This is a genomic window from Mesorhizobium sp. NPDC059025 (assembly GCF_042739655.1).
Taxonomy (GTDB): Bacteria; Pseudomonadota; Alphaproteobacteria; order Rhizobiales; family Rhizobiaceae; genus Mesorhizobium.
The window spans coordinates 633188-655665 of sequence record NZ_JBHYIM010000001.1; the positions used below are offsets into that span (position 1 = coordinate 633188).

The following is a 22478-nucleotide window of genomic DNA, read 5'->3' on the forward strand; positions in this document are numbered from 1 at the left end:
CGCCGCCTCTGAGTGCCTTTCGGATCGAAACAGTCGGCCGCATCCCCTTGCCATTGTTGCCCATACGGGTCAAAACCGCGCCGCCATGCTTATCATCAATGACCTTTCGCTCCGCATCGCCGGACGCCTGCTCCTCGACCATGCTTCGCTGACGCTGCCCACCGGCACGAAGGCAGGCCTTGTCGGCCGCAACGGCACGGGCAAGACCACGCTGTTCAAGGCGATCACCGGCGATCTCGCTTCCGAGACCGGCTCGATCAGCATTCCGAAGAACACGCGCATCGGCCAGGTGGCTCAGGAAGCTCCCGGCACGGAGGATTCGCTGCTGGAGATCGTGCTGGCCGCGGACAAGGAGCGTGCCGCGCTGATGGAAGAGGAAAAGACGGCGACCGATCCCAACCGCATTGCCGAGATCCATATCCGGCTGGCCGACATCGATGCGCATACCGCCGAATCCCGTGCCGCGACCATCCTCGCCGGCCTGGGCTTTGACGAGGCGGCGCAGGCGCGGCCCGCATCATCCTTTTCCGGCGGCTGGCGTATGCGGGTCGCACTGGCAGCGGTGCTGTTTTCCGAGCCTGACCTGCTGCTGCTCGACGAGCCGACCAACTATCTCGACCTCGAGGGCACGCTCTGGCTGGAAAACTACGTTTCGAAGTATCCGCATACCGTGCTTCTGATCTCGCATGATCGTGACCTGCTCAATAGGGCGGTCAATTCGATCGTGCATCTCGACCAGCAGAAGCTGAGTTTCTGGCGCGGCGGCTACGATCAGTTCGAGCGGCAGCTTTCCGAACAGCAGGAGCTGCAGGAAAAGAGCCGGATCAAGCAGGAAGCGCAACGCAAGCACCTGCAGTCGTTCGTGGATCGATTTCGCGCCAAGGCTTCGAAGGCAAGACAGGCGCAGTCGCGCATCAAGGCGCTCGAGCGGATGAAGCCGATTGCGGCCCTGGTCAACGATTCCGTCAAGCCATTCTCCTTTCCGGAGCCGGTCAAGACGGTGGCTTCGCCAATCGTGGCGCTGTCCGGCGTTGAAGTCGGCTACACGCCGGGCAAGCCGATATTGAAGAAGATGACATTGCGCATCGATGCCGATGATCGCATCGCACTCCTTGGCGCCAACGGCAATGGCAAGTCGACCTTTGCCAAGCTGCTTGCCGGGCGGCTCAAGGCGGAAACCGGCACGATGACGATCGCGCCTGGCTTGAAGGTGGCGATCTTTGCCCAGCATCAGCTCGATGACCTGCGCCCGGACGAAAACGCCTACGAACATGTGCGCCGTCTCATGCCGGACGCGCCGGAAGCGAAGGTCAGGGCACGTGTCGCACAGTTCGGCCTGGCAACCGAGAAGATGAATACCGCCGCCAAGGATCTGTCGGGTGGTGAAAAAGCACGTCTGCTGATGGGACTGGCCGCCTTCGACGGTCCCAACCTGTTCATCCTCGATGAACCGACCAACCATCTCGATATCGATTCCAGAGAATCGCTGATCCATGCGCTCAACGATTTTCCGGGTGCCGTGATCCTGGTTTCGCACGACCGCCACCTGCTCGAGGCGACGGCCGATCGGCTCTGGCTGGTCAAGGATGGCGCTGTCAACCCGTATGACGGCGATCTCGACGACTACAAGACGCTGGTGACCGGTGTGTCTGCCGATCGTCGCGAAAAGCGCGAGGCAGACAAGGCTTCCAAGGCTGACCGTCGTCGCGAGGCAGCCGCAAGGCGCGCGGCGCTCGAGCCGCTCGCCAAGGAAATCCGCGCGACCGAGGGGCTGATGGATCGTCTGCGCAAGCGCATCGACCTGATCGAGGATGAGCTAGCCAATCCGGCACTCTACGAAAAGGACCCGATCAAGGCGACGCGTTTTGCCAAGGAGCGCTCGGAGCTGGCAGCCCAGCTCGACGCCCATGAAGAGCGATGGCTGACGATGTCGGCCGAGTATGAGGAAGGTATCGCCGAGTAGCTTGTCGTCCTGTCGCTGCGGGATTGCGGACCCTCGGGCTGCACGGCGGTAGAGAAATAGATTCCCTCCTGGTTTCCGCGGGAGGATGGCGTTGCCTCCCGTCATTGGGCAACTGGCCCTACACTCCGGGCTGGCGAACAGGTAAAAGAGCCTTATGAACACCCACGCCAAGATCCGCATCGGCCATTCGGCCTGCCCACATGATTGCCCGTCCACCTGTGCGCTCGACGTCGAGTTGCTGGGGCCTGACCGGATCGGGCGCATCCATGGCGCCAAGGACAACAGCTATACGGCGGGCGTTGTCTGCGCGAAGGTCGCGCGCTACGCCGATCGCGTGCATCACCCCGACCGGCTGCTGAAGCCGTTGGTGCGCGCCGGTAGCAAGGGCGACGGCCAGTGGAAGGAAGCGGGCTGGGAAGCGGCCCTCGACCTCGTCGCCGAAAAATTCATCGCAGCGGAAGAGAAATATGGTTCCGAGACGGTCTGGCCGTACTTCTATGCCGGAACGATGGGACTGGTGCAGCGCGACGGCATCGAGCGGTTGCGGCACGCCAAGAAGTATTCCGGCTTCTTCGGATCGATCTGCACCAATCTGGCATGGACCGGCTATGTCATGGGCACGGGCGCGCTGCGCGGCTCCGATCCACGGGAAATGGGCCGTTCCGACTGCATCGTCATCTGGGGCACCAATGCAGTGGTTACCCAGGTCAATGTGATGACCCACGCCATCAAGGCGCGCAAGGAACGCGGTGCCAGGATTGTCGTCATCGACATCTATGAAAACGCGACGATGAAGCAGGCCGATATTGGCCTGGTGGTGAAGCCCGGAACGGACGGCGCGCTGGCCTGCGCGATCATGCATGTGCTGTTTCGCGAGAACATGGCCGATCGCGCGTATCTTGAAAAATACACCGACGATCCGAAGGGGCTGGAAGCACATCTCGCTGACAAGACACCGGAATGGGCTGCGGCGATCACAGGGTTGACCGTGGCTGAGATCGAGGCTTTCGCCCGGCTGGTCGGCACTACCAATCGCACGTTCTTCCGTCTCGGCTATGGCTTTGCGCGTCAGCGCAATGGTGCCGCCAACATGCACGCGGCACTTTCCATCGCCGCCGTGACCGGTTGCTGGCAATATGAAGGCGGAGGCGCCTTCCACTCCAATTCAGGCATTTCCGGTTTCAAGTTCAACAAGGATCTGCTCGAAGGCGACCGTTATCGCGACCCCAAGGTGCGCTATCTCGACCATTCACGCATCGGCCCGGTGCTGACAAACGCGCAGGATGCGCTTTACGGTGGCCCGCCGGTGACGGCACTGCTTATCCAGAACACCAATCCGATGAACGTCGCGCCCGAGCAGCGGCTGGTGAAGGAAGGCTTCCTGCGCGAGGACCTGTTCACCTGTGTGCACGAACAGTTCATGACCGATACGGCGAAGGTCGCGGACGTCGTTTTGCCGGCTACGATGTTCCTGGAGCATGACGACATCTACAAGGGTGGTGGCAACCAGCACATCACACTCGGTCCGAAGCTGATCGATCCGCCGAACGGCCCGCGAACCAACCACTACGTCATCGAGGAACTGGCCAAGCGTCTTGGTGTTTCGCATATGCCGGGTTTCGGGCTGACCGAAAAGGAACACATCAACGCGTTGCTCAAGAACCGCGACCTCGATTTCGATACGCTGCGCGAGCAGCGCTGGGCCGACATGCAACCGGATTTCGAGACCGCGCACTTTATCAAGGGCTTCGGCCATCCGGATGGCAAGTTCCGTTTCAGGCCGCAATGGAACGGCGGCTATGCACCCAACAAGCCGCCCAAGAGCATGGGCATTTTCGGACCGGTCGAGCAACTTCCGGAGTTCCCCGACCATGTCGACCTGATCGAGGTGGCGGATGCCGAGCATCCGTTTAGGCTGGCAACATCGCCGGCACGCAACTTCCTGAATTCTTCTTTCGCCGAGACACCAGTGTCGCAGGCCAAGGAAGTACGACCCGAGCTGCTGATCCACCCCGAGGATGCTGCCGCGCTCGGCCTGGTCGAGGGGGCGCGGGTGGAAGTGGGCAATTCGCGCGGCGAGGTCGTGCTGCACGCCAAGCTGTTCGCTGGCATCAAGCGTGGCGTGGTGATCGCGGAAGGCATCTGGCCGAATTCGGCGCACGAGCGCGGCGAGGGCATCAATGTGTTGACCGGTTCCGATGCGCCTGCGCCGTATGGCGGCGCAGCTGTGCACGACAACAAGGTCTGGGTGCGGGCAGCCTGAAGTCATGACGGGCGTGCCGCTGCTCAGCCTGCGCATTGGCGAGGTCGCGCCGCTCGGGTTGCATGGCGCGCCGAGCGGTATCGTCAAACTGGCGGTGACGGCCCCGCTTGCGTTGTCTGAAACAGGGCTTGCCGGAGACAAGCAAGGCGACACCGTGCGCCATGGCGGACCGGAAAAAGCCGTGCACCACTATCCTTTTGACCACTATGGCGCCTGGCGAAGCGATTTTGGGCGCCATGCCCTGCTTGCTGATGCAGGCGCGTTCGGTGAAAATATCTCCACCATTGGCCTTACCGAGGAGACGGTGGCTATTGGTGACGTCTTTTCGCTCGGCGCGGCCATTGTCGAGGTCAGCCAGGGGCGCCAGCCGTGCTGGAAACTGAATGAACGCTTCGGCAGGTCTGACATGGCCCGGCTGGTGCAATCGACGGGGCGGACGGGTTGGTACTACCGTGTGCTGACGCCGGGCATCGTGACGCCGGAAGATCGCCTCACGCTGCTTGATCGCCGGTCGCCGGACTGGCCGCTAAAGCGCATCTGGCGAGCCTTCTATGTTGATCCGCTCAACCGTACGGAACTTGCCGGGATTGCGGCCCTCGATCGCCTGGCGGAAGGGTGGCGAAGCCATGCTGCGCGCCGGTTGGAGAGCAATCGGGTGGAAGACTGGACGAGACGCCTCGACAGCCCTCGGGCGTAGTGAACGCTTCTTCGGAAGCGAGCGCCATCGACGGATGGCGCGCGTTTCTTGTTCAAAGCTGGTATCAGGCAGCCAGCGCCGAACTCGTGTCCCGCAGGACATCGGCCAGCGGGACAAGCCCTTTCATCGCGCCGCTGCCGATAGCAGGCCGGCCGTCCTCAATTGCCAAGGCAAAGCGGAATGCCGGGTCGGCTTCGATGCGCTGACGCAGCGCCAGGATGCGCGGATAGTCGTTCGGATCGGCCGCCTCGTGGAAGTCCACCCAGCGTGCGACGCCGGCAAACACGGCATCCGCCAGGGTCGGCTTGTCGCCGAGCAGATAGGAGCTGTCACCGATCATCGCCTCGAGCTGTTCATGTCGCCTGGCGACGAATTCACGGCCGAACTTGCGCCATGTCTCCCGTTCCTGCTCCGAAGCCTCATCGGCTTCCAGCGCCACCCACAGCGGGGTGAACGCGCCGGTGAAGCCTGTGTTCAGGAAGGCGATATACTGGTGCATCCGGTCTGCCTCCGGTGTGCCGGGCTCGAAACTGATACGACGTTCATTGTCGCGTGCTTCCAGCCAGAGTGCGATCGCCATCGTTTCAGTGAGTACGCGGCCTTCGCCTGTGATCAGCACGGGGGTTTCCACACGGCCGTTGAGGCGCTTGTAGGCATCGGTTCGCATCTCGCCCAGCATGTCGACGCGGGTGAGCCGATAAGGCTGGCCGAGCCATTCGAAGGCAGTAACGAGCCCCGCCGAGGAGCCGAGCGGAAAGCCGGAGGTGAAGATTGGTTCAGGTGTCATGTCGTTTCTCCATTGTTGATGCAATGGATATAGAATCATGGACTGATCGGCTGTAGACTGGCATTTTCGGACTTAATGTCCACATATGTAGACTTTAATCATGAACCTCAATGATCTCAATTTCTTTGTCCAGGCAGTCGACAGCGGCGGCTTCGCAGCGGCCGCCCGACGACTCGGGTGTCCGAAGTCGACTGTAAGCAAGCGGGTGGCAGCCCTGGAAGCGGCGCTCGGCGCGCAGCTGCTTCACCGCAGTTCACGCAGCTTTACGCTGACCGATGTGGGGCGCGACGTTTACGATCACGCCAGTGCGGCAGTGATCGAGGCAGAAGCGGTCGAAACGGTCGTGCGCAGGCGTCTGGCGGAGCCAAGCGGCATCGTGCGGATCACCACCTCAGTGCCGAACGCGCAATTCCGGCTGGCGCATCGCCTGCCGGTTCTGGCGCGGCAATATCCGAAACTGACGATCCAGTTGCACGTTACCGACCGTTTTGTTGATCTGGTGCAGGATGGTTTCGATATCGCCATCCGTAGCCATTTCGCACCTTTGCCGGATTCCGATCTTGTCCAGCGGCGCATGGGCGAAGACCCGATTACCCTTGTGGCGGCGCCGTCCTATCTCGCCGAGCACGGCGATCCGGCGAAGCCTGAATCACTAGGCAGCCACGAGGGTTTGATGAGCTCGATGGCAACGAAGGTCTGGCGTTTGAGAGATGCGCGTGGCCACACGGTGGAGGTTGCGCCACGGCCCCGGCTTTATGCGGATGAATCGGTGCCGTTGCTGAGGGCAGTTGAAGCGGGGCTCGGCATTGTCTGCCTGCCGGAACTGATCTCGACGGAGGCTGTCAGGGAAGGGCGACTGACGCGCGTATTGCCGGAATGGACGGCTGGCCGCGTCATGACGACGATCCTGACGCCACACAGGCGTGGGCAGCTTCCCGCCGTGCGCGCCGTGATCGATTTCCTGTTGCAGAAGAACGCCATCAGCACGGTTCCAGCCGCATAGGGACAGATTGGGAGGTCTTTCCACCATCGTGGTCACGATGCAGTGTCTTCCAACCTGTGCCCATATCGGTCTAGCCTGATCCGGAAACCAGCGCGGAGGCTTCGATGAGTGGCGATCACCAGCACGGCGACCTTGAGACAACACCGGCCTCGCGATTGTGGATCGCGCTTGGGCTGACGGGGACATTCCTGGTCGCCGAAGTCGTCGGCGGTATCGTGACGGGCAGTCTGGCGCTGATTTCGGATGCCATGCATATGGCAACCGACGCCATGGCATTGGTCATCGCACTGATCGCCATCCGCCTCGGTCGCCGCGAGGCCGACCTGTTGCGTACCTATGGTTACGCCCGTTTCGAGATCCTGGCCGCCGCCTTCAATGCGATGCTGTTGCTCGCGGTGGCGTTCTACATCCTCTACGAAGCCTACAAGCGGTTGTTCGAGACGCAGGAAATCGCATCGGTTGGCATGCTTGTGATCGCCATTCTCGGACTTCTGGTCAACCTGATCTCCATGCGGCTGCTGACCAGTCATGCCGACAAGAGCCTCAATGTCAAAGGCGCTTATCTGGAGGTCTGGGCCGACATGCTGGGATCGGTCGGGGTCATCGCGGGCGCGGTGATCATCTACCTCACCGGCTGGCAATGGGTGGATTCGTTGATTGCGGTCGGCATCGGCTTCATGGTGTTTCCGCGCACCTGGGTGCTGCTGAAGGAATGCATCAACATCCTGCTCGAGGGCGTGCCCCCCGGCATGAAGCTGGCCGAGGTCGAGACCGACATAAAGGGCATTCCGGGAGTCGCCTCGGTCCATGACCTGCATCTGTGGGCAATCACGCAAAGCAAGCTTTCACTGACCGCGCATGCCGTGCTGGACAGCGCCGCGGATGCCGAAAGCACGCGCCGGGCGGTCGAAGCAATGCTGCGCGAGAAGTACGACCTGCATCACTCGACGCTGCAGATGGAGCGGGAGGCCTGCACACAGGTGGAGACGATCCACTAGGTCTCTTGCTGGCCCGTGTGCGGCATTTTAGCCCTGGCTCTTGCTCCTCTAGCCACTAGAGGAATTATCTTCGGTCCAAGTTGGATCGAGGAGACGATTATGGGTTGGCACGGTTCCAGAAATGGCAGGAAAGGCCATGGCTCAAGCGGTCATGGCGGCTATCCAGGGGGACGGCACGGCGGACTTTCGTCGATTCTTGGTGCTCTTGGGCAAGGCGAAAAGAACGACCGCCACGACCACGGTCAACGCGAAGACGAAGGCCGGGAAGACTATCGCGAAGACAGACGATATCGCGACGGACGGCGCTACGACGAGGAACAGGTCGAGCAGCCTGCCTGGGGTCGGTCGGCGCACAAAAGAGGCAGCATCGGCGCGGATCTGTTCCCCAGCATGCCCGGCAGGTTTTCAAGCAATGCTCCGTCCGACAAGGTTGTTCAGTCGAAATTCGTCTTTGTCGGCGCGATCGGAGCCGTTCTGCTCTGGTCACTGCTGGCCTGGGTAGCCTATGGGCTCGTCGACGGGCTGGGTGGCTGGCTTTCCGCCAACACCGGCGCGCTTCTGCAAGGCGGCAAGGACGCGATCGGCACAATCGGTATCGGCAAGGATGTCGTTGATCAGGTGAATGTGCAGGGTGCTGGCGGGTTGTTGCAGCAACTCATAGCGGCTGCCGTCGCCGTGGCCCGCCCGCTTATCGTATTCGTTTGGTTCCTGGGCAGTTTGGCAATTCTTGCGATGCCGTTTGTCCTGCGACGGCTCGGCGGTTTTGTACGTTCGAGAAGGCACTGAGCCCGCTCAGCCGAGATCCTTCGGCCGCAGGAAGTGGGTGAGCATAGCTCTGCCTGCGCCGAGATCGGTCCAGCCGCCATCGAAATCGAACACGGCCAGCGCGCCGGTCGGAAACTTTTTCTTCAACGACTTTGCCAATTTCGCCGGCGAGGCCTTGTCGGCCAACCGGGCAGCGAGATCGCCAAGGCCGGGATTGTGGCCGATCACAAGCAGTGTTTCGGCATCGCCGCCGCTGCGCCGGATTTCGTCCAGGGCGGTCTCCGCTGGTGCCTCGTAGAGCACCTGGGAGAAGCTGGGTTCCGGTCGCGATGACCATTCGCCTGCCGCCAGGCGCCAGGTCTCGCGGGTGCGTTCGGCGGTCGACACCAGTGCCCGGTCGGGCAACCAGTTGCGCTGGGTGATGGTGCGGCCGATCAGAAGCGCCGCCTCGATGCCGCGCGGTGCCAGCGGACGATCGATATCGGCCAGATCCGGATTGTCCCAGCTCGACTTGGCGTGGCGCAGCAGAAGAAGCCGCTTCATGACGTGATCCTCGCGAGGCGCGTTTCCAGAACCGGTCGGACCGGCACCCTAACCTAAGGCGTGATGCGCGCCAATTGCTCAAGGTCGATGCTGGTGCGTAATGGATTGGGCGCTGCCACCACCGCACCAGCGGCCGCTTCATTGTCGGCGAAGCCGGATAACACGGTATGTCCGTTCTCCATCCGGGCCTTGCCTTCCGCGACCAGCCTCAGCGCCATCGGATAGATTTGATGTTCGGCCTTGAGCACCCGTACAGCGAGGCTGCTCTCGCTGTCGTCGAGCATCACTGGAACCGCTGCCTGGGCGATGACAGGACCATCATCCATGGCGGCGGTCACAAAATGCACGGTGCAGCCATGAATGCGCATACCGGCGTCCAATGCGCGCCGATGAGTATCCAGTCCCTTGAAGGACGGCAGCAGGGCCGGGTGGATGTTGATCATCTTCCCTTGCCATTTCTCAACAAACGGCGTGGTGAGCAGGCGCATGTAGCCGGCCAGAGCCACCAGTTCGGCACCGAAGCCGGTCAGGGCGGCGTCGATCGCCGCGTCATGCGCGTCCTTGCCGGAATGGTCGGATCTGGCGACGACCTTGGTCGGAATGCCGCGCGCAATGGCAATGCCGAGGCCTGCAGCATCCGGCCTGTCGGAAATGACGCCGACGATCTCGGCTGGGAAATCCGGATCGCTGGCAGCCGCAATCAGGGCGGTCATATTGGAGCCGCGGCCGGAAATCAGGATTGCCGTGCGCTTGCGTTGCATCGTCATAGGCTGATCGACCCCCGGTAGATCACGCCGGTGTCGCGGCGCGGCACGATACGGCCGATCGGCGTGACCGTCTCGCCGGCCTCCTGCAGCACGGCAGCAACCTGCGCCGCCTGGCCGGAGGCCACGACGACGATCATGCCGATGCCGCAGTTGAAGGTGCGCATCATCTCGGCCGGCGCAACTCCACCGGTCTTGGCGAGCCAGGAAAACACTGCTGGCACATCGATGGCATCGAGGTCGAGCTCGGCCGAAAAATCCTTGGGCAGGACGCGGGGGATGTTGTCGGGGAAACCGCCGCCGGTGATATGGGCGAGCGCCTTGATGCCGTGCGTGTTGCGGATCGCCTTGAGTATCGACTTCACATAGATGCGGGTAGGCTCGAGCAGTGCTTCGGCCAGTGTCAGGCCTGACGCGAATGGAGCCTTGGCGTCCCAGGCGAGACCGCTTGCGGCAACGATGCGGCGGATCAGCGAATAGCCGTTGGAGTGCGGGCCGGAAGACGCGAGGCCAAGCAGCACGTCGCCTTCAACGACATCGTCGGTCGGCAGAAGCTGGCCACGTTCAGCGGCACCGACGGCAAAGCCCGCAAGGTCATAGTCCTTTTCCTGGTACATGCCAGGCATTTCGGCGGTCTCGCCGCCGATCAGCGCGCAACCGGCCTGACGGCAGCCTTCCGCGATGCCGCTGACAATCGCAACGCCCTGGTCGGGATCAAGCTTGCCGGTAGCGAGATAATCGAGAAAAAACAGGGGTTCTGCACCCTGTACAACGAGATCGTTGACGCACATGGCGACGAGATCGATGCCGATTGTGTCGTGTTTGCCGGCGTCGATGGCAATCTTGAGCTTGGTGCCGACGCCATCGTTGGCCGCTACCAGAACGGGATCGGTGAAGCCGGCCGCCTTGAGGTCGAACAGGCCGCCGAAACCGCCGATCTCGCCATCGGCGCCCGGCCGGCGGGTGGCTCGCACCAGCGGCTTGATCTTCTCCACCATGAGGTTGCCGGCGTCGATATCGACGCCCGCGTCGGCGTAGGTGAGCCCGTTGGTTCGTTCGTTCATGGCTGTTCCCTGCTTGGGCCGGCGCAACGGCCAGCACCACCTTAGCGCGTCACGCGGCTCTTCGCACGAACAGTCCAGCCTCGCAACCGCAACAGGAAACGTCGACGGCTTTCGATCGCGATTTTCGGACACACGTCAGACAAATCCGTGGATATCCAGACGCTGTTTCACGATGTCTTGCGGTTCTTGTCGCCTTCACCCATGTATCGCCAGGAACAAGGACGGGCCGCCTTTTGGTCATAACCATTCCCAACCTGATCTCCATCATGCGCCTGCTGCTGGTGCCCGGCGTGGTGTTGGCCATGCTGCAGGCGCGCTGGGAGTGGGCCTTTGCCGGCTTCGTTGTCGCCGGCATTTCCGACGGAGTCGATGGCTTCATCGCGCGCCAGTTCAACCAGCATTCAAGGCTGGGTGCCTATCTCGATCCGATCGCCGACAAGCTCCTGCTGGTTTCCGTCTTCATCGTGCTGGGCATCAGCGGGGAACTGCCGCTGTGGCTGGTCGTCGCCATGGTTTCGCGCGACGGACTGATCATTTGCGCGGTGGTGCTGTCGTCGGTGATGGGACACCCGGTGGAGGTGAAGCCGCTGCTCGTCTCCAAGGCGAACACGGCGGTGCAGATCATTCTCGCGGCTCAGGTTCTCGCCGAATTGACCTTCGCCATGCATCTCGACCCGCTGCGTACCATCCTGATAATGCTGTCCGGGCTCTTGACCGTGGCTTCGGCCGCGGCCTATCTCGTGGCCTGGCTGAGGCATATGAGCAGTAATGGCGAAGGCAGCACTTCCTGATCACGACGCAGCCGAGGCATCTGCCGCGGCCGCTTTCCGACGCCAGCTGCGGTTCTGGCTAATCGGCGCCGTCATCCTGATCGGCTTCCTCTATCTGTTCAGCGACATTCTGCTGCCCTTCGTGGCGGGCATGGTGCTGGCATACTTCCTCGATCCCGTTGCCGATCGGCTGGAACGGTTCGGCCTGTCACGTGTCATGGCGACGGTGGTGATCCTGATCGCCTTCATCGTCATCCTGGTGCTTGCCTTCGTCATCCTGGTGCCGGTCCTGGCCTCACAGATGGCCGGGTTTGCGGAGAAACTGCCGGACTATCTCACCCGCCTGCAGGCCCTCGTCACCAATTTCGACCCGAAATGGCTGGAGCAGCGTTTTGGTGTCAACGCCGCCAGCCTCAAGGACGGGCTGAATTCGGTGCTGAGTTCCGGCCTCGGTCTGGTGACCACTGTTTTCCAGTCGTTGTGGAATTCCGGCATGGCGCTGGTTTCGGTGGCATCGCTGTTCGTGGTGACGCCGGTGGTCGCCTTCTACATGCTGCTCGACTGGGATCGTATGGTGGCAACCGTGGATAGCTGGGTGCCGCGCGATCACGTGGAAACGGTTCGCCAGATATCTGCCGATATCAACAGCGCCACCGCCGGATTCGTACGCGGGCAAGGTACGCTTTGCCTCGTCCTTGGCGCGATGTACGCCGTCGGCCTGACACTGACGGGGCTGAATTTCGGTATCCTCATCGGCCTGTTTGCCGGTTTGATCTCTTTCATTCCCTATGTCGGTTCACTGACCGGGCTGGTGTTGGCCATCGGTGTCGCCATCGTGCAGTTCTGGCCGGACTGGACAATGATCGTTGCGGTTGCCGCCGTGTTTTTCATCGGCCAGTTCATCGAGGGCAACATCCTTTCGCCCAAGCTGGTGGGCAAAAGCGTTGGCCTGCACCCGGTCTGGCTGATGTTCGCGCTGTTTGCGTTTGGCGCGTTGTTCGGTTTCGTCGGCCTGCTCATCGCAGTGCCGGCTGCGGCGGCCATCGCTGTTCTGGTGCGCTTCGCGATCGCGCGATACCTGGAATCGCCGCTCTACAAGGGACACGGCGTCGAGCCGCCGCCCTTGCAGGGCAAGCGAACCAGGACGCGACGCGGATAGTCGATGGAAAGGCCGCGCCAGCTTCCGCTCGATCTCGGGCACGGCACCGCCTATTCGCGCGACGACCTTGTCGTGTCGGCGTCGAACGCGCAGGCAGCGACGCTCGTCGACCGCTGGCCGGACTGGCCTGCACCGGTCGTGGTGCTGGCGGGGCCTGCGGGATCGGGCAAGACGCATCTGGCCGAAATCTGGCGCGACGCAGCCAATGCAGTTGCCATCGAGGCAGGCAAGGTTGCACAAGGTGCGGCGGCCTTTGACGGGCGGCCCGTTCTGATTGACGACATCGATGCCGCTGCTTTCGACCAGCACGGACTGTTCCATCTCATCAACAATGTGCGGGGCGCTGGCTGCCACCTTCTGCTGACCGCGCGGCGCTTTCCAGCGGCCTGGGGCACGACGCTGCCCGATCTGGCATCCCGCCTGAAGGCGGCGGCTACCGTCGAGATCCACGAACCCGACGACGTGCTTCTGGCTGGCGTCATCACAAAGCTTTTCGCCGACCGTCAGGTCGAAGTCGAGCCGCATGTCGTACAATATCTCGTGCGGCGCATCGAGCGCTCGCTTGCAACCGCGATGCGCGTGGTGGAGCGGCTCGATCGCATGGCACTCGAGCAAAAGGCACGCATCACCCGCACGATGGCGGCCGATGCCGTCAGCGCCATGGATGAAGGGCAGGGCGAGTTCGAACTGTAGGGCGCTACCAGCCGCCTCAGGCGCCCGGCTCAACCCGATTGCCACTGAGAGGATCAAAGATATGCTGTGCGCTTGCGCCCACAGCAAGCCGCACCTGCTGTCCCGGCGCCAGGCTGGGCCGGCCGATGGCATAGATGCGCAGTTGTTCGCCTGCGAGGCGGACGTAATACTGCGTCGACATGCCGAGAGGCTCGACCACCTCGACCTCCGCCTTGAGAGGGCCGTCATCGACAATCCTGATGTCCTCCGGGCGCATGCCGACAGTGAGCACGTCACCATCCTGCAGCGGCAGACCGTCAGGCAGCCGCAACCTCTGGCCGTCGCTGAAAACCGCCTCGGCGATGGCCTGGCGGGCAACGGTGGCCGGCAAAAAATTCATGGCAGGCGAGCCGATGAAGCCGGCGACGAACATGTTGGCCGGACGATCGTAAAGTTCCAGCGGCGCGCCGACCTGCTGCACATTGCCGTTGTGCATGACGACGATGCGGTCGGCCATGGTCATGGCTTCGGTCTGATCGTGGGTGACGTAGATCGAGGTTGTCTTGAGCTGCTGGTGCAGCGCCTTGATTTCTGTACGCATATGGGTGCGGAGTTTGGCATCGAGGTTGGACAAGGGTTCGTCGAACAGAAAGACCTGGGGATCCCGCACGATGGCACGGCCCATGGCGACACGCTGGCGCTGGCCACCAGAGAGCTGGCGCGGCAGACGCTGCAGCAGGGGATCGAGCCCCAGCCGCTTCGCCGCACCTTCGACCCGGGTCTCGATGGCTGCCTTCCCGGTCTTCCGCAACATCAAGCTGAAGCCCATGTTGGAGGAGACATCCATATGCGGATAAAGCGCGTAGGACTGGAACACCATGGCGATGTCGCGGTCCTTCGGCGCAACGTCGTTGACAATGCGTTCGCCGATGCGGATGTCGCCGCCGGACACCTCTTCCAGGCCGGCGATCATGCGCAGCAGGGTGGATTTGCCGCAACCGGACGGTCCCACCAGCACCACGAACTCGCCGTCGGCGATTTGCAGATCGACCTCATTGAGGACGCGGACGACGCCATAGTCCTTCTTGACCTTTTCCAGCGTGACGGAAGCCATGAATCACCCCTTGACCGCACCGGCGGTGAGCCCGGTGACGAGATAGCGTTGCAGGAAGGCGAAGAAGATGCAGACCGGGATCAGTGCCAGCACCGATGCGGCCATCATCTGCCCCCAGTCGACGGCAAATTTGCCAATGTAGGTGAGCAGCCCGACAGCGAAGGTTTTCTTGTCGTCGCTCGAGATCAGCATCAGCGCAAACAGCAGTTCGCTCCAGGCGGCGGTGAAGACGAAGCCCAGTGTCGCGCCCATGCCAGGCAAGGTCAGAGGCACGATGATACGTCGCATCGCTTGCGCCCTGGTACAGCCGTCGATCATGGCGGCTTCCTCCAGGTCCTTCGGAATGCCGTCAAAGAAGGATTGCATCAGGAAAGTGGCGAAGGCGGTGTTGAAGGCCGTGTAGATGATGATCAGGCCGGTCAGGCTGTTGATCAGCCCGATCTCCCCCATCATGCGATAGATCGGCGGAATGACCATGACCAGCGGGAAGGTCTGGGTGAGCAGCAGCATGATGGCGAGTGCAGCCTTGCCGCGGAACGTGAATCGCGACATGGCGTAGCCGGCCAGGGTCGCAATCACGGTGACGAGCGCGGCTGTCGAGAGCGAAACGATGACGCTGTTCAGGAAATAGCGTGGGAAATCAGTGGCGGAGAGCACCGTCGCGAAGTTCTCGAAGGTCGTGCGCGACGGCCAAAGCGTGATGCCTTCCGAATAGAGCAGGGATGTCGGCGTCACCGATATCTTCAACGTCCAGAAGATCGGGAACAGCGCAAACAGCACATAGGCGACAATCGCCGCATAGAGGCCGATGCCACCGAGCAGGCGCGAGGATTGGGTTTGTCCGGCAATCATCAGACATGCCTCACAAGTGTACGACGAATGCCGATGAGCACGAGCGCATAGAGGATGAGCAGGACAAGCAGCAGCACGGCGATGGCCGAGGCATAACCCTTGTCCAGTGATTTAAAGGCACTGACATAGATGTAGACGGGCATGGTCGCGGTCGAGCCGGCCGGGCCGCCTTCTGTCATGACGAAGATCAAGTCGGCGAAGGTGGCGATCCAGATGGTGCGCAACATCACCGTGATGGCGATGGTCGGCGCCAGGAAAGGCAAAGTCACCTTGACGAAACGCTGCCAGGGCGTGGCGCCGTCGATGGCTGCCGCTTCATGCAGTTCCGAAGGAATGGACTTGAGCGCTGCCAGCAGCGTGATGGCGAAAAACGGTACGCCGAACCAGACATTGGCGATGATCGGTCCCCACATGGCGGTTGCCGGATCAGAGAGGATGTTGGTCGGCTCTGCTTTCAGACCCAAGGCGTAGAGCCAATGCGGCAACGGGCCGATGATGGGGTTGAACAGCCAGGCCCAGGTGAGACCAGAGAGGAATGACGGCACTGCCCAGGGCAGGAACACCAGCGCCTGTACCATACGACGGCCGGCAAAAGGTTTGTCGAGCAGCAGGGCCAGCCCGAGACCGAGGAAAAACTGGAAGAACAGGCTGGCTATCGTCCACCAGGCGGTGTTGACGAGTGCCTCGCCAAGCAGGGGATCGGACAGCATCGCCTGATATTGGCCAAGTCCGACGAATTCCGACTTGAAGGCGGAAAACTTCCGAAACGAATAACCGATGCCGATGATCAGCGGCACAAGCAGCACCGTGACCAGAAGCACGATGGCCGGGCTGAGATAGAGCCAGGGCTCCAGGGAGGCAAAGGACAGGCCTTTACGGCGCGTTGGCGCGCTGTCGATAGCGATGGTCATCACAATCACTCGCGAGAGTAATTCCGGCAAAACCGGGCAACGGTCTTGCGTTTGGAATTGCGTAAAAACAAAGAGTTAGAGTGTTTCCGTGTGTTCGAAAGAAGCGGAAACACTCTGTTGGCAAAACGCAATGCGCAGGGGCCTTCCACCAACTGGAGAGAGGGCGGTGAGGGGCGGCGCAGGCGGGGGAGAGTGATCGCCGCCCCTCGTTCGGCCTTCGGCCGTTTGGCGAACCTCCCGATGGCAGGGAGGCCGGATTGCTATTTCTTGTTTTTGGCCATCCAGTCCTGCTGTTCCTTGGTCATGTAGGCCGCCCATTCGTCGGCGACTTCCTTGGCCGGACGCTTGCCCAGGAGCACCTCCTGGAAACCCTTGATGGCGATCTGGTCGACGAAATTACCGAGATTTTCGAGATGTGTCGGCGGGGTGACGAACTCATACCTGTCACCGCCATTCAATTCGTCGAACCAGCCCTTGAACTGCTCAGTCTTGAAGTAAGCGTCCTCTTCGGCTCCGTTATGGATCGGCAGGACGCCGACCATCTTCGCCCATTCGATGTTGCCCTTGGGCGACAGCAGCGTCTCCATCAGTTTCCAGGAGTCATCCTTTACCTTGGAGTTGGCGAAGATCGCCCAGCCGGAATAACCGAGCGTCGGGAACGACTTGCCGCTTGGCCCGGCAGGAACCGGTGCAACAGCGAAATCGTCCTTGTTCATCTTCTCGGCGATGCCGATCAACGCATCCGGATCCTGGTCGAGCATTGCACAGGTGCCGGAATAGAAACCGGTGACGGTCTCGTTGAAACCCCAGCTGACACTGTCCTTGGGGGCGTAGCCGTTCTTGTAGAGATCGGCCAGCATCTGCAGGCCCTTGACCGAGCCTGCCTCATTCATGGTCGAGCTGCCATCCGCATTGAAATAGCCGCCCTTGCCGTTGGCAATGTTCATGAACATGTTCATGCCGAAGGTGGCGCCGGGGCCGCCACGCAGGCAATAGCCATATTTGCCGGGCAGGGCGGAGATCTTCTTGGATGCTTCGACGAATTCGTCCAGCGTTGCAGGCGCATGGTCGAGACCGGCTTCCTTGAACAGCTTCTTGTTCCAGAACATCGCCTTCAGATAGTAGCCGTAGGGGATCATCAGCTGCTTGCCGCCCACGGTCGATCCGAACTGGCGTGCACGCTCGCCAAGCGTCTTGTTGTCCGGCCACTTCTCCATGTAGGGGCCAAGGTCCTCCAGCATGCCGTTGGCGCCGTAGAGGCCCATCCAGCGTTCCGGCATCTCGACGACGTCTGGTGTGTCGCCGGCCTGCACCATGGTCAGGAATTTTTCGTAAGCCTGGCCCCATGGCAGCGAGATGAGTTCGACCTTGACGCCAGGATTCGCGGTTTCGAATTCCGCGATCTGCTTCTTGAGGAATTCCGTTCGCGGCGGGCTGGTGATGACCTCGACCATCTTGATCGTGGTGTCTGCCATCGCGGCACTTGCCGAAATCGCCAGGCCGGCCACTGCGGCAAGCAGTGTCTTCAATCTTCCCATGTCTTCCACTCCCATTTGTTTGACAGGTTATTTTCTTGCTTTTTCAAGGGCCTGTGCGATGTCGGTCCACAAGTCCTCGACATTCTCCAACCCGACATTGAGCCGGATGGTTCGCGGGCTGACGCCGAAGCGCGCCATGGAATTCAAGCCTGGGGTCTGTTCCAGGGATGCCTTGGCCGGCACGACCAGGCTTTCGTGGCCGCCCCAGGACACGCCGATGCGGAAATAGTTCAGCGCATCGGTGAAAGCGGGGATGTCGATCTCCTCGGTCACCTCGAAGGAGAACAGGCCGGCATAGCCCGCAAGCGTCGCCTTGCCGGGATGGTTGGAATAGGCGGGATGATTGACCCGCTCGACCATGCCGTGCGCCTTGAGCCGTTCGGCGATCGTGAGCCCGCTTTTCATATGATGAGGCAGGCGCAGAGGCAGCGTGCGCAGGCCGCGCAGCAGAAGCCATGCCTCGAAAGGCGAAAGCTTGCCGCCGAGATAGGAATAGGTCTGCTCGTTGATGCGGCGGATGTTTTCGGCGGAGCCTGAGACGACGCCGGCAACCGTATCGCTGTGGCCACCGAGATATTTGGACGCCGAGTGCAGCACCAGATCGACGCCATGGGCAATCGGCTTCTGGAAGATCGGGGTCGCCCAGGAATTGTCGATCGTCGTGACGATACCGTGCTCCTTCGCCAGCCGGGTCAGATGCGGCAAGTCCTGCAATTCGAACATCATCGAGGTCGGACTTTCGAGATAAAGCAGTTTTGCGCCGGGCAGGGCGGCGGCAACGGCGTCCGGATCGGAACCGTCGACATAGTCGACCGTGATGGCGAGACGCGGAAACAGCCGTTCGAACAGGCGGTAGGCGTCGCCATAGCAGTTGCGGACCGCCACGATGCGGTCGCCGGCGCCGACGAAGGCCAGGACCGTGGCGCTGATCGCCGCCATGCCGGAGGAGAAACCGCGTGCTGCCTCGGCGCCTTCAAGCGCCGCCACCCGTTTCTCGAATTCCATGACGGTCGGATTATCGCCACGCGAATAGATCGGCTGGCGGCGCTTGCCGGCAAAAGTGTCAGCCATTTCGGCATAGCTGGCGAACGTGAACAGCGATGTCTGGTAGATCGGCGGTACAACGGCGCCGCCGACGAACGGGTCGTCGTGGGCAAGCAGCGTGGCTGCTTCTGCAACGGGATCGATGTCGAGGTTCGGGCGAGGGTCGTTCATGTCTGTCGTGCCTGGTTGCGTGCGGCCTCGCCGCGCCGCAGATCGGCTTCGACGGTGGCGATCAGTTTCAGCGCTTCGGCGCGAGCGCCTTCGGCGTCGCGGGCAGCGATGCGCTCGTAAATGGTGCGATGGTAAGGAAAGGAAGCGTGGCCGAAGTCACGCACACCAAGCGGATGTTCCCAAAAGCGGTGGAACATTTCATGCATGGCAGCGATCAGTTGCTCGAACAACGGATTGCCGGATGCCCTGTAGATCGCCTGGTGGAATTCCCAGTCTTCCTCGGATGACATGCCGGAGCGGCTGTGAAAGGCCTCTTCCATGATTTCGAGCTTGCGGTGGATGAGGTCGAGTTCCTGCGGCCCGGTGCGGACGGCACACAGTGCAGCGGCCTCGGCTTCCAGCGCGCGGCGGACCTCCAGCGTCTGCATGAGGCTGGCGAAATCGTTGCCGCCGGCAAGCGTCAGCGGCATGTGCAGCATGTGCGGGGAAACCGCCGCCTTCAGGAAAGTGCCGCTGCCCTGCAGGCGCTCGACAAGCCCAAGCCCTTCCCAGCGCGTCAAAGCCTCGCGCACCGTGTTGCGGCTGACCCTCAGCCGCTCGGCCAGGATGCGCTCCGTCGGCAGCTTGTCTCCTGGCTGCAGAGTTTCCTGCTGAACGAAGTCCGCCAATGCCTCCAGCACTGCGTCGTCGCGCGCGGTGGTCTGGATAGGGGGGAGGCGAACCTGGCTCATTCAGCATCCAATTGGATCAATGGTCCAACCAATTACATGGAGGCAAGATCGAGTCAACCGCGATCTCCGTGTGAAGAGGTTCACACAACACCGATGGCGTTGTGCTAAAATGCGTGGAACGGAGGAGGGCAGCCGTGACCAATCCACTTATCGCCATTCCAGATGCCCGAGGCGTCATTCGGGTGGTTTGCGGCGGCAAGGAGTTCGAAATTCAGATTGCCGTGCCGGTTGGCGCCGGAGCCGGCACCGCACCGATCGACCTCGTGCCGGCCACCCCTGATCCTGATCTCGGCAGCATCTTCGACAAGCCTGGAACGTATCTGAGGGTCGACGGCACCGACAAAGACAAGATGACTGTCGCGCGCCTGGTGCAGGAGATGCTCGAGAGCGTCGATGATGAGCCGCTGCGGGCGGTCGTGCTGAAGACCGACAAGCTCAATTTTCAGGAAGTGAACCAGTTGCGCGACCAGATCGCAGGATTGAGGCCGGAGCTGCCGATTGCTGTCGACTTTGGCGGGCTTTTGAAGCCGTGAGCGAGACAGGGTCTTCCGTTGCGCCGGCGATGGCGGCGAGTACCCAATCACTGCGGGATACGGCCAAATGGATGGTCGGTGGCGTTGCGGCGACGGCTGTCGGGGTGTTTGCAGGCAGTTCGTTGACTTCGCTGGGGACACTGGATCCCACAACGGACCTGGGCAGGCTGCTGCTGGCTATCGCAGCGCTCGTTGTAGGCTTCATCGGCCTTGCTGCAATATTCGAAAAAGCGATCCGGGTTCTGACGGTCGAAACCATGACGTTTCGGCAGGTCGCCGCTCCCGCCGTAGCGGGCTCCGAGAGGGCGGCATTGCAGGCCACGCTGATCGAGACATATAGCGCCCTGTTGCCGCAAGGGACCACGACGCTAGACGGTTACATCCAGCGCGTCGAACAAGCGAAAACGGCCAATCCAAAGCAGGCAAGCGACAATGACGTGCTCGCCAAGGTGAAAGAGAATGTCGACATTCTCACTGCGGCCGGTGGCTTCATCTGGGTCTACAACCGCTTTTCGGCGCTTGTCTCGGTGCTCAAATGGGCTGTCCCGACAATGATCGCCGGCTTCGGACTGTTTGCCTGGGCGGCCAACCCTCCAGACGCCAAGCCGTCTCCGCCGGCGTTTTCGCTGACAATTCAGGGCTTGGCGAAGTAACAAGGATGTCGCGCCGGGATCGGCGTGCCCATTCGGAACCAGGCCAGCCGGCACATCAACGTTCTGAAGCTGCGGGGGAAGATTGGTCGGAGTGGCAGGATTCGAACCTGCGACCCCCTGATCCCAAATCAGGTGCGCTACCAGGCTGCGCTACACTCCGAGGCCGCGTGTTGCCTAGTGGGTCGCACGCCGCAAAGCAAGCCCTAAAACCATTGGCCTTGCGGTTATTTCCATTGCGCAGTAAGCACCGGGGAGGAAACGGCGCGCTGCCGAGCAACGAGGTCTCCATGTCCGCACGCATATTCAGCCCAGCCAAGACCGCGATGCAGTCGGGCAAAGCCAGAACTGGCAACTGGGTGCTTGAATTCGATCCGGAAAAGCCGCGCAAGATCGATCCGCTGATGGGTTACACCACTTCCGGAGACATGAAGAGCCAGATCCGGCTTTCCTTCGAGACGCGCGAGGAAGCGGTCGCCTATGCCGAGAAGCAGGGCCTGGCGTTTCGAGTCGAAGAACCGAAGGAAACCAAGCGCCGGCAGATTTCCTATTCGGACAATTTCCGCTATGACCGCCGCACGCCTTGGACGCATTGACTGCTGATTGTTGGCGACGAATGCCGTCGACTGCCGCTTTTTGATTCTGCTGCCCCGATCCGGGTCAGCCTGCGGTCCCGTAGCTCAGCTGGATAGAGCACCGGCCTTCTAAGCCGATGGTCACAGGTTCGAATCCTGTCGGGATCGCCATTAATTTCAAATGGTTACATGCTGTTCTGAGGTGCCGGAAGAACTCTCTAACCCCTAGGGCCACTTCTTCCCTTTCAACCCTTTCGGTTTCATCCCGTCTGCGGTTTCCATGAACTGAGCAACGGTATCGACCCATGCTGCCGTCTTCGGAGGGATTTCCGCTTCCTCGGTCAGCCACGCCTCGACCAGCGAAACGTCGCAGCCCAGGGCTTGCGCCAGGGTTTCAGGCGACCAGCGGACAATCGACAGGCATTCTTCCAGCCGTTCAGGTGTCATCGGAAGGTGCGATCCTGTTTCATTTCTGGCTTCCTTAACTTGAAACCGCCTGCAGTTCCTTTGGCAGGGGTTGGCTTGAGCATCGCATATGCATGTCTCGGGCGATCTGCCTGCGCTGCTTCTCCTGATGTTCCTTGATGGCAAGTGCGATCCCGATCCCGTACGGGCCAAGCAACAGGCCAGGAGCCAGTTTGCGGGTCTCTTTCTCCTTGGCTTCAAAGGCCAGTGCAGTCGATCGAACCTGTTGGCACTGCTTCGATCGCCATTTGGGATCTTTGGTCGAGAGCGTGGCTGCGTAGTTTGTCGGGGATGCCGCGCAGCCGGAAACGAGTGCCATCAGCAGGACTGCCGTTCCCCTCGATATTCGATCCATTGCCAAATGGTCTCCACTTGTTCAGCCGTTGACCTGTGGCCAGGCAATCCATTGCGTTTTCTCAGGCGCGATGGCCGTGAGCATCGTGCCG

At 61.5% G+C, this 22478-nt stretch carries 24 protein-coding genes and 2 tRNA genes; 13 read left to right on the forward strand and 13 right to left on the reverse strand.

The window, feature by feature from the left end; genetic code table 11:
• The first annotated feature begins 85 nt into the window (after nucleotides 1–85).
• The 3 genes from ACFWYE_RS03030 (at nucleotide 86) to ACFWYE_RS03040 (ending at nucleotide 4923) form a co-directional block, all read left to right on the forward strand.
• Nucleotides 86–1963 (forward strand): ABC-F family ATP-binding cassette domain-containing protein, encoded by a 1878-nt coding sequence (locus ACFWYE_RS03030; RefSeq protein ID WP_379109491.1) that lies wholly within the window; start codon nucleotides 86–88, stop codon nucleotides 1961–1963.
• Between the two features lie 154 nt (nucleotides 1964–2117).
• Nucleotides 2118–4226, forward strand: a complete 2109-nt coding sequence (locus ACFWYE_RS03035) for a molybdopterin-dependent oxidoreductase (RefSeq protein ID WP_379109493.1) — start codon at nucleotides 2118–2120, stop codon at nucleotides 4224–4226.
• 4 nt (nucleotides 4227–4230) lie between these two features.
• Nucleotides 4231–4923, forward strand: coding sequence for an MOSC domain-containing protein (locus ACFWYE_RS03040; RefSeq protein ID WP_379109494.1), 693 nt, complete (start codon nucleotides 4231–4233; stop codon nucleotides 4921–4923).
• A gap of 64 nt (nucleotides 4924–4987) precedes the next feature.
• Here ACFWYE_RS03040 and ACFWYE_RS03045 read toward each other — a convergent pair whose 3' ends face one another.
• A complete protein-coding gene (locus ACFWYE_RS03045) occupies nucleotides 4988–5710 on the reverse strand; it encodes a glutathione S-transferase family protein (protein WP_379109496.1) in 723 nt (240 codons plus the stop codon).
• 100 nt (nucleotides 5711–5810) lie between these two features.
• Here ACFWYE_RS03045 and ACFWYE_RS03050 point away from each other — a divergent pair, with 100 nt between their 5' ends.
• The 3 genes from ACFWYE_RS03050 (at nucleotide 5811) to ACFWYE_RS03060 (ending at nucleotide 8497) form a co-directional block, all read left to right on the forward strand.
• On the forward strand, nucleotides 5811–6713 hold the full coding sequence (locus ACFWYE_RS03050) for a LysR substrate-binding domain-containing protein (protein WP_379109498.1): 903 nt from the start codon (nucleotides 5811–5813) through the stop codon (nucleotides 6711–6713).
• 104 nt (nucleotides 6714–6817) lie between these two features.
• Nucleotides 6818–7711, forward strand: coding sequence for a cation diffusion facilitator family transporter (locus tag ACFWYE_RS03055; RefSeq protein ID WP_379070713.1), 894 nt, complete (start codon nucleotides 6818–6820; stop codon nucleotides 7709–7711).
• A gap of 15 nt (nucleotides 7712–7726) precedes the next feature.
• Nucleotides 7727–8497, forward strand: coding sequence for a hypothetical protein (locus ACFWYE_RS03060; protein WP_379109499.1), 771 nt, complete (start codon nucleotides 7727–7729; stop codon nucleotides 8495–8497).
• Between the two features lie 6 nt (nucleotides 8498–8503).
• On the opposite strand, the gene ACFWYE_RS03065 is transcribed toward ACFWYE_RS03060, so the two are convergent.
• From ACFWYE_RS03065 to purM, 3 genes are read right to left on the reverse strand one after another with little or no spacing between them, the layout of a single operon-like run.
• Nucleotides 8504–9019, reverse strand: coding sequence for a SixA phosphatase family protein (locus ACFWYE_RS03065; RefSeq protein WP_379109501.1), 516 nt, complete (start codon nucleotides 9017–9019; stop codon nucleotides 8504–8506).
• Nucleotides 9020–9072: 53 nt separating this feature from the next.
• Complete coding sequence (purN, locus tag ACFWYE_RS03070; RefSeq protein ID WP_379070721.1) at nucleotides 9073–9786, reverse strand: phosphoribosylglycinamide formyltransferase; 714 nt, start codon at nucleotides 9784–9786, stop codon at nucleotides 9073–9075.
• The gene (gene purM / locus ACFWYE_RS03075; protein WP_379109502.1) at nucleotides 9783–10847 is read right to left on the reverse strand and encodes a phosphoribosylformylglycinamidine cyclo-ligase; all 1065 of its coding nucleotides are present in this window, start codon (nucleotides 10845–10847) and stop codon (nucleotides 9783–9785) included. The genes purN and purM overlap by 4 nt, the downstream gene beginning before the upstream one ends.
• 239 nt (nucleotides 10848–11086) lie before the next feature.
• Here purM and ACFWYE_RS03080 point away from each other — a divergent pair, with 239 nt between their 5' ends.
• Genes ACFWYE_RS03080 through hdaA form a run of 3 tightly spaced genes read left to right on the forward strand, consistent with a single transcriptional unit; the run spans nucleotide 11087 to nucleotide 13469 of the window.
• Nucleotides 11087–11638, forward strand: a complete 552-nt coding sequence (locus ACFWYE_RS03080; protein WP_129416378.1) for a CDP-alcohol phosphatidyltransferase family protein — start codon at nucleotides 11087–11089, stop codon at nucleotides 11636–11638.
• On the forward strand, nucleotides 11616–12776 hold the full coding sequence (locus tag ACFWYE_RS03085) for an AI-2E family transporter (RefSeq protein ID WP_379070726.1): 1161 nt from the start codon (nucleotides 11616–11618) through the stop codon (nucleotides 12774–12776). Before ACFWYE_RS03080 ends, ACFWYE_RS03085 begins: the two co-directional genes overlap by 23 nt.
• Before the next feature lie 3 nt (nucleotides 12777–12779).
• Nucleotides 12780–13469, forward strand: coding sequence for a DnaA regulatory inactivator HdaA (gene hdaA / locus ACFWYE_RS03090; RefSeq protein WP_379109504.1), 690 nt, complete (start codon nucleotides 12780–12782; stop codon nucleotides 13467–13469).
• A 16-nt stretch (nucleotides 13470–13485) separates the two neighbouring features.
• On the opposite strand, the gene ACFWYE_RS03095 is transcribed toward hdaA, so the two are convergent.
• The 6 genes from ACFWYE_RS03095 to ACFWYE_RS03120 form a co-directional block, all read right to left on the reverse strand.
• Complete coding sequence (locus tag ACFWYE_RS03095) at nucleotides 13486–14562, reverse strand: ABC transporter ATP-binding protein (RefSeq protein WP_379109505.1); 1077 nt, start codon at nucleotides 14560–14562, stop codon at nucleotides 13486–13488.
• A 3-nt stretch (nucleotides 14563–14565) separates the two neighbouring features.
• Nucleotides 14566–15414, reverse strand: a complete 849-nt coding sequence (locus tag ACFWYE_RS03100) for a carbohydrate ABC transporter permease (RefSeq protein WP_379070733.1) — start codon at nucleotides 15412–15414, stop codon at nucleotides 14566–14568.
• Nucleotides 15414–16325 carry a carbohydrate ABC transporter permease gene (locus ACFWYE_RS03105; protein WP_379070736.1) on the reverse strand — a complete coding sequence of 304 codons (912 nt, stop codon included), beginning with the start codon at nucleotides 16323–16325 and terminating at the stop codon, nucleotides 15414–15416. Before ACFWYE_RS03105 ends, ACFWYE_RS03100 begins: the two co-directional genes overlap by 1 nt.
• Before the next feature lie 260 nt (nucleotides 16326–16585).
• On the reverse strand, nucleotides 16586–17863 hold the full coding sequence (locus ACFWYE_RS03110) for an ABC transporter substrate-binding protein (RefSeq protein WP_379070739.1): 1278 nt from the start codon (nucleotides 17861–17863) through the stop codon (nucleotides 16586–16588).
• A gap of 27 nt (nucleotides 17864–17890) precedes the next feature.
• A complete protein-coding gene (locus ACFWYE_RS03115) occupies nucleotides 17891–19078 on the reverse strand; it encodes a PLP-dependent transferase (protein ID WP_379070741.1) in 1188 nt (395 codons plus the stop codon).
• Nucleotides 19075–19809, reverse strand: a complete 735-nt coding sequence (locus tag ACFWYE_RS03120) for a FadR/GntR family transcriptional regulator (RefSeq protein ID WP_379070744.1) — start codon at nucleotides 19807–19809, stop codon at nucleotides 19075–19077. The genes ACFWYE_RS03115 and ACFWYE_RS03120 overlap by 4 nt, the downstream gene beginning before the upstream one ends.
• Before the next feature lie 134 nt (nucleotides 19810–19943).
• Between ACFWYE_RS03120 and ACFWYE_RS03125 the strand changes: the two genes are divergently transcribed.
• Together ACFWYE_RS03125 and ACFWYE_RS03130 are read left to right on the forward strand one after the other, a co-directional pair.
• The gene (locus ACFWYE_RS03125) at nucleotides 19944–20342 is read left to right on the forward strand and encodes a hypothetical protein (RefSeq protein WP_379109507.1); all 399 of its coding nucleotides are present in this window, start codon (nucleotides 19944–19946) and stop codon (nucleotides 20340–20342) included.
• A gap of 29 nt (nucleotides 20343–20371) precedes the next feature.
• Nucleotides 20372–20995, forward strand: coding sequence for a hypothetical protein (locus tag ACFWYE_RS03130; protein ID WP_379109508.1), 624 nt, complete (start codon nucleotides 20372–20374; stop codon nucleotides 20993–20995).
• Between the two features lie 83 nt (nucleotides 20996–21078).
• Here ACFWYE_RS03130 and ACFWYE_RS03135 read toward each other — a convergent pair.
• Nucleotides 21079–21155: transfer RNA gene (locus tag ACFWYE_RS03135), tRNA-Pro, on the reverse strand.
• A gap of 127 nt (nucleotides 21156–21282) precedes the next feature.
• Here ACFWYE_RS03135 and ACFWYE_RS03140 point away from each other — a divergent pair.
• The gene (locus tag ACFWYE_RS03140) at nucleotides 21283–21588 is read left to right on the forward strand and encodes an ETC complex I subunit (RefSeq protein ID WP_054310927.1); all 306 of its coding nucleotides are present in this window, start codon (nucleotides 21283–21285) and stop codon (nucleotides 21586–21588) included.
• 73 nt (nucleotides 21589–21661) lie between these two features.
• Nucleotides 21662–21738 (forward strand) — tRNA-Arg (locus ACFWYE_RS03145).
• Between the two features lie 54 nt (nucleotides 21739–21792).
• On the opposite strand, the gene ACFWYE_RS03150 is transcribed toward ACFWYE_RS03145, so the two are convergent.
• Together ACFWYE_RS03150 and ACFWYE_RS03155 are read right to left on the reverse strand one after the other, a co-directional pair.
• Nucleotides 21793–22014, reverse strand: a complete 222-nt coding sequence (locus ACFWYE_RS03150) for a hypothetical protein (protein ID WP_054310926.1) — start codon at nucleotides 22012–22014, stop codon at nucleotides 21793–21795.
• Between the two features lie 34 nt (nucleotides 22015–22048).
• Nucleotides 22049–22351, reverse strand: a complete 303-nt coding sequence (locus tag ACFWYE_RS03155) for a hypothetical protein (RefSeq protein ID WP_379109510.1) — start codon at nucleotides 22349–22351, stop codon at nucleotides 22049–22051.
• Nucleotides 22352–22478: the final 127 nt, after the last annotated feature.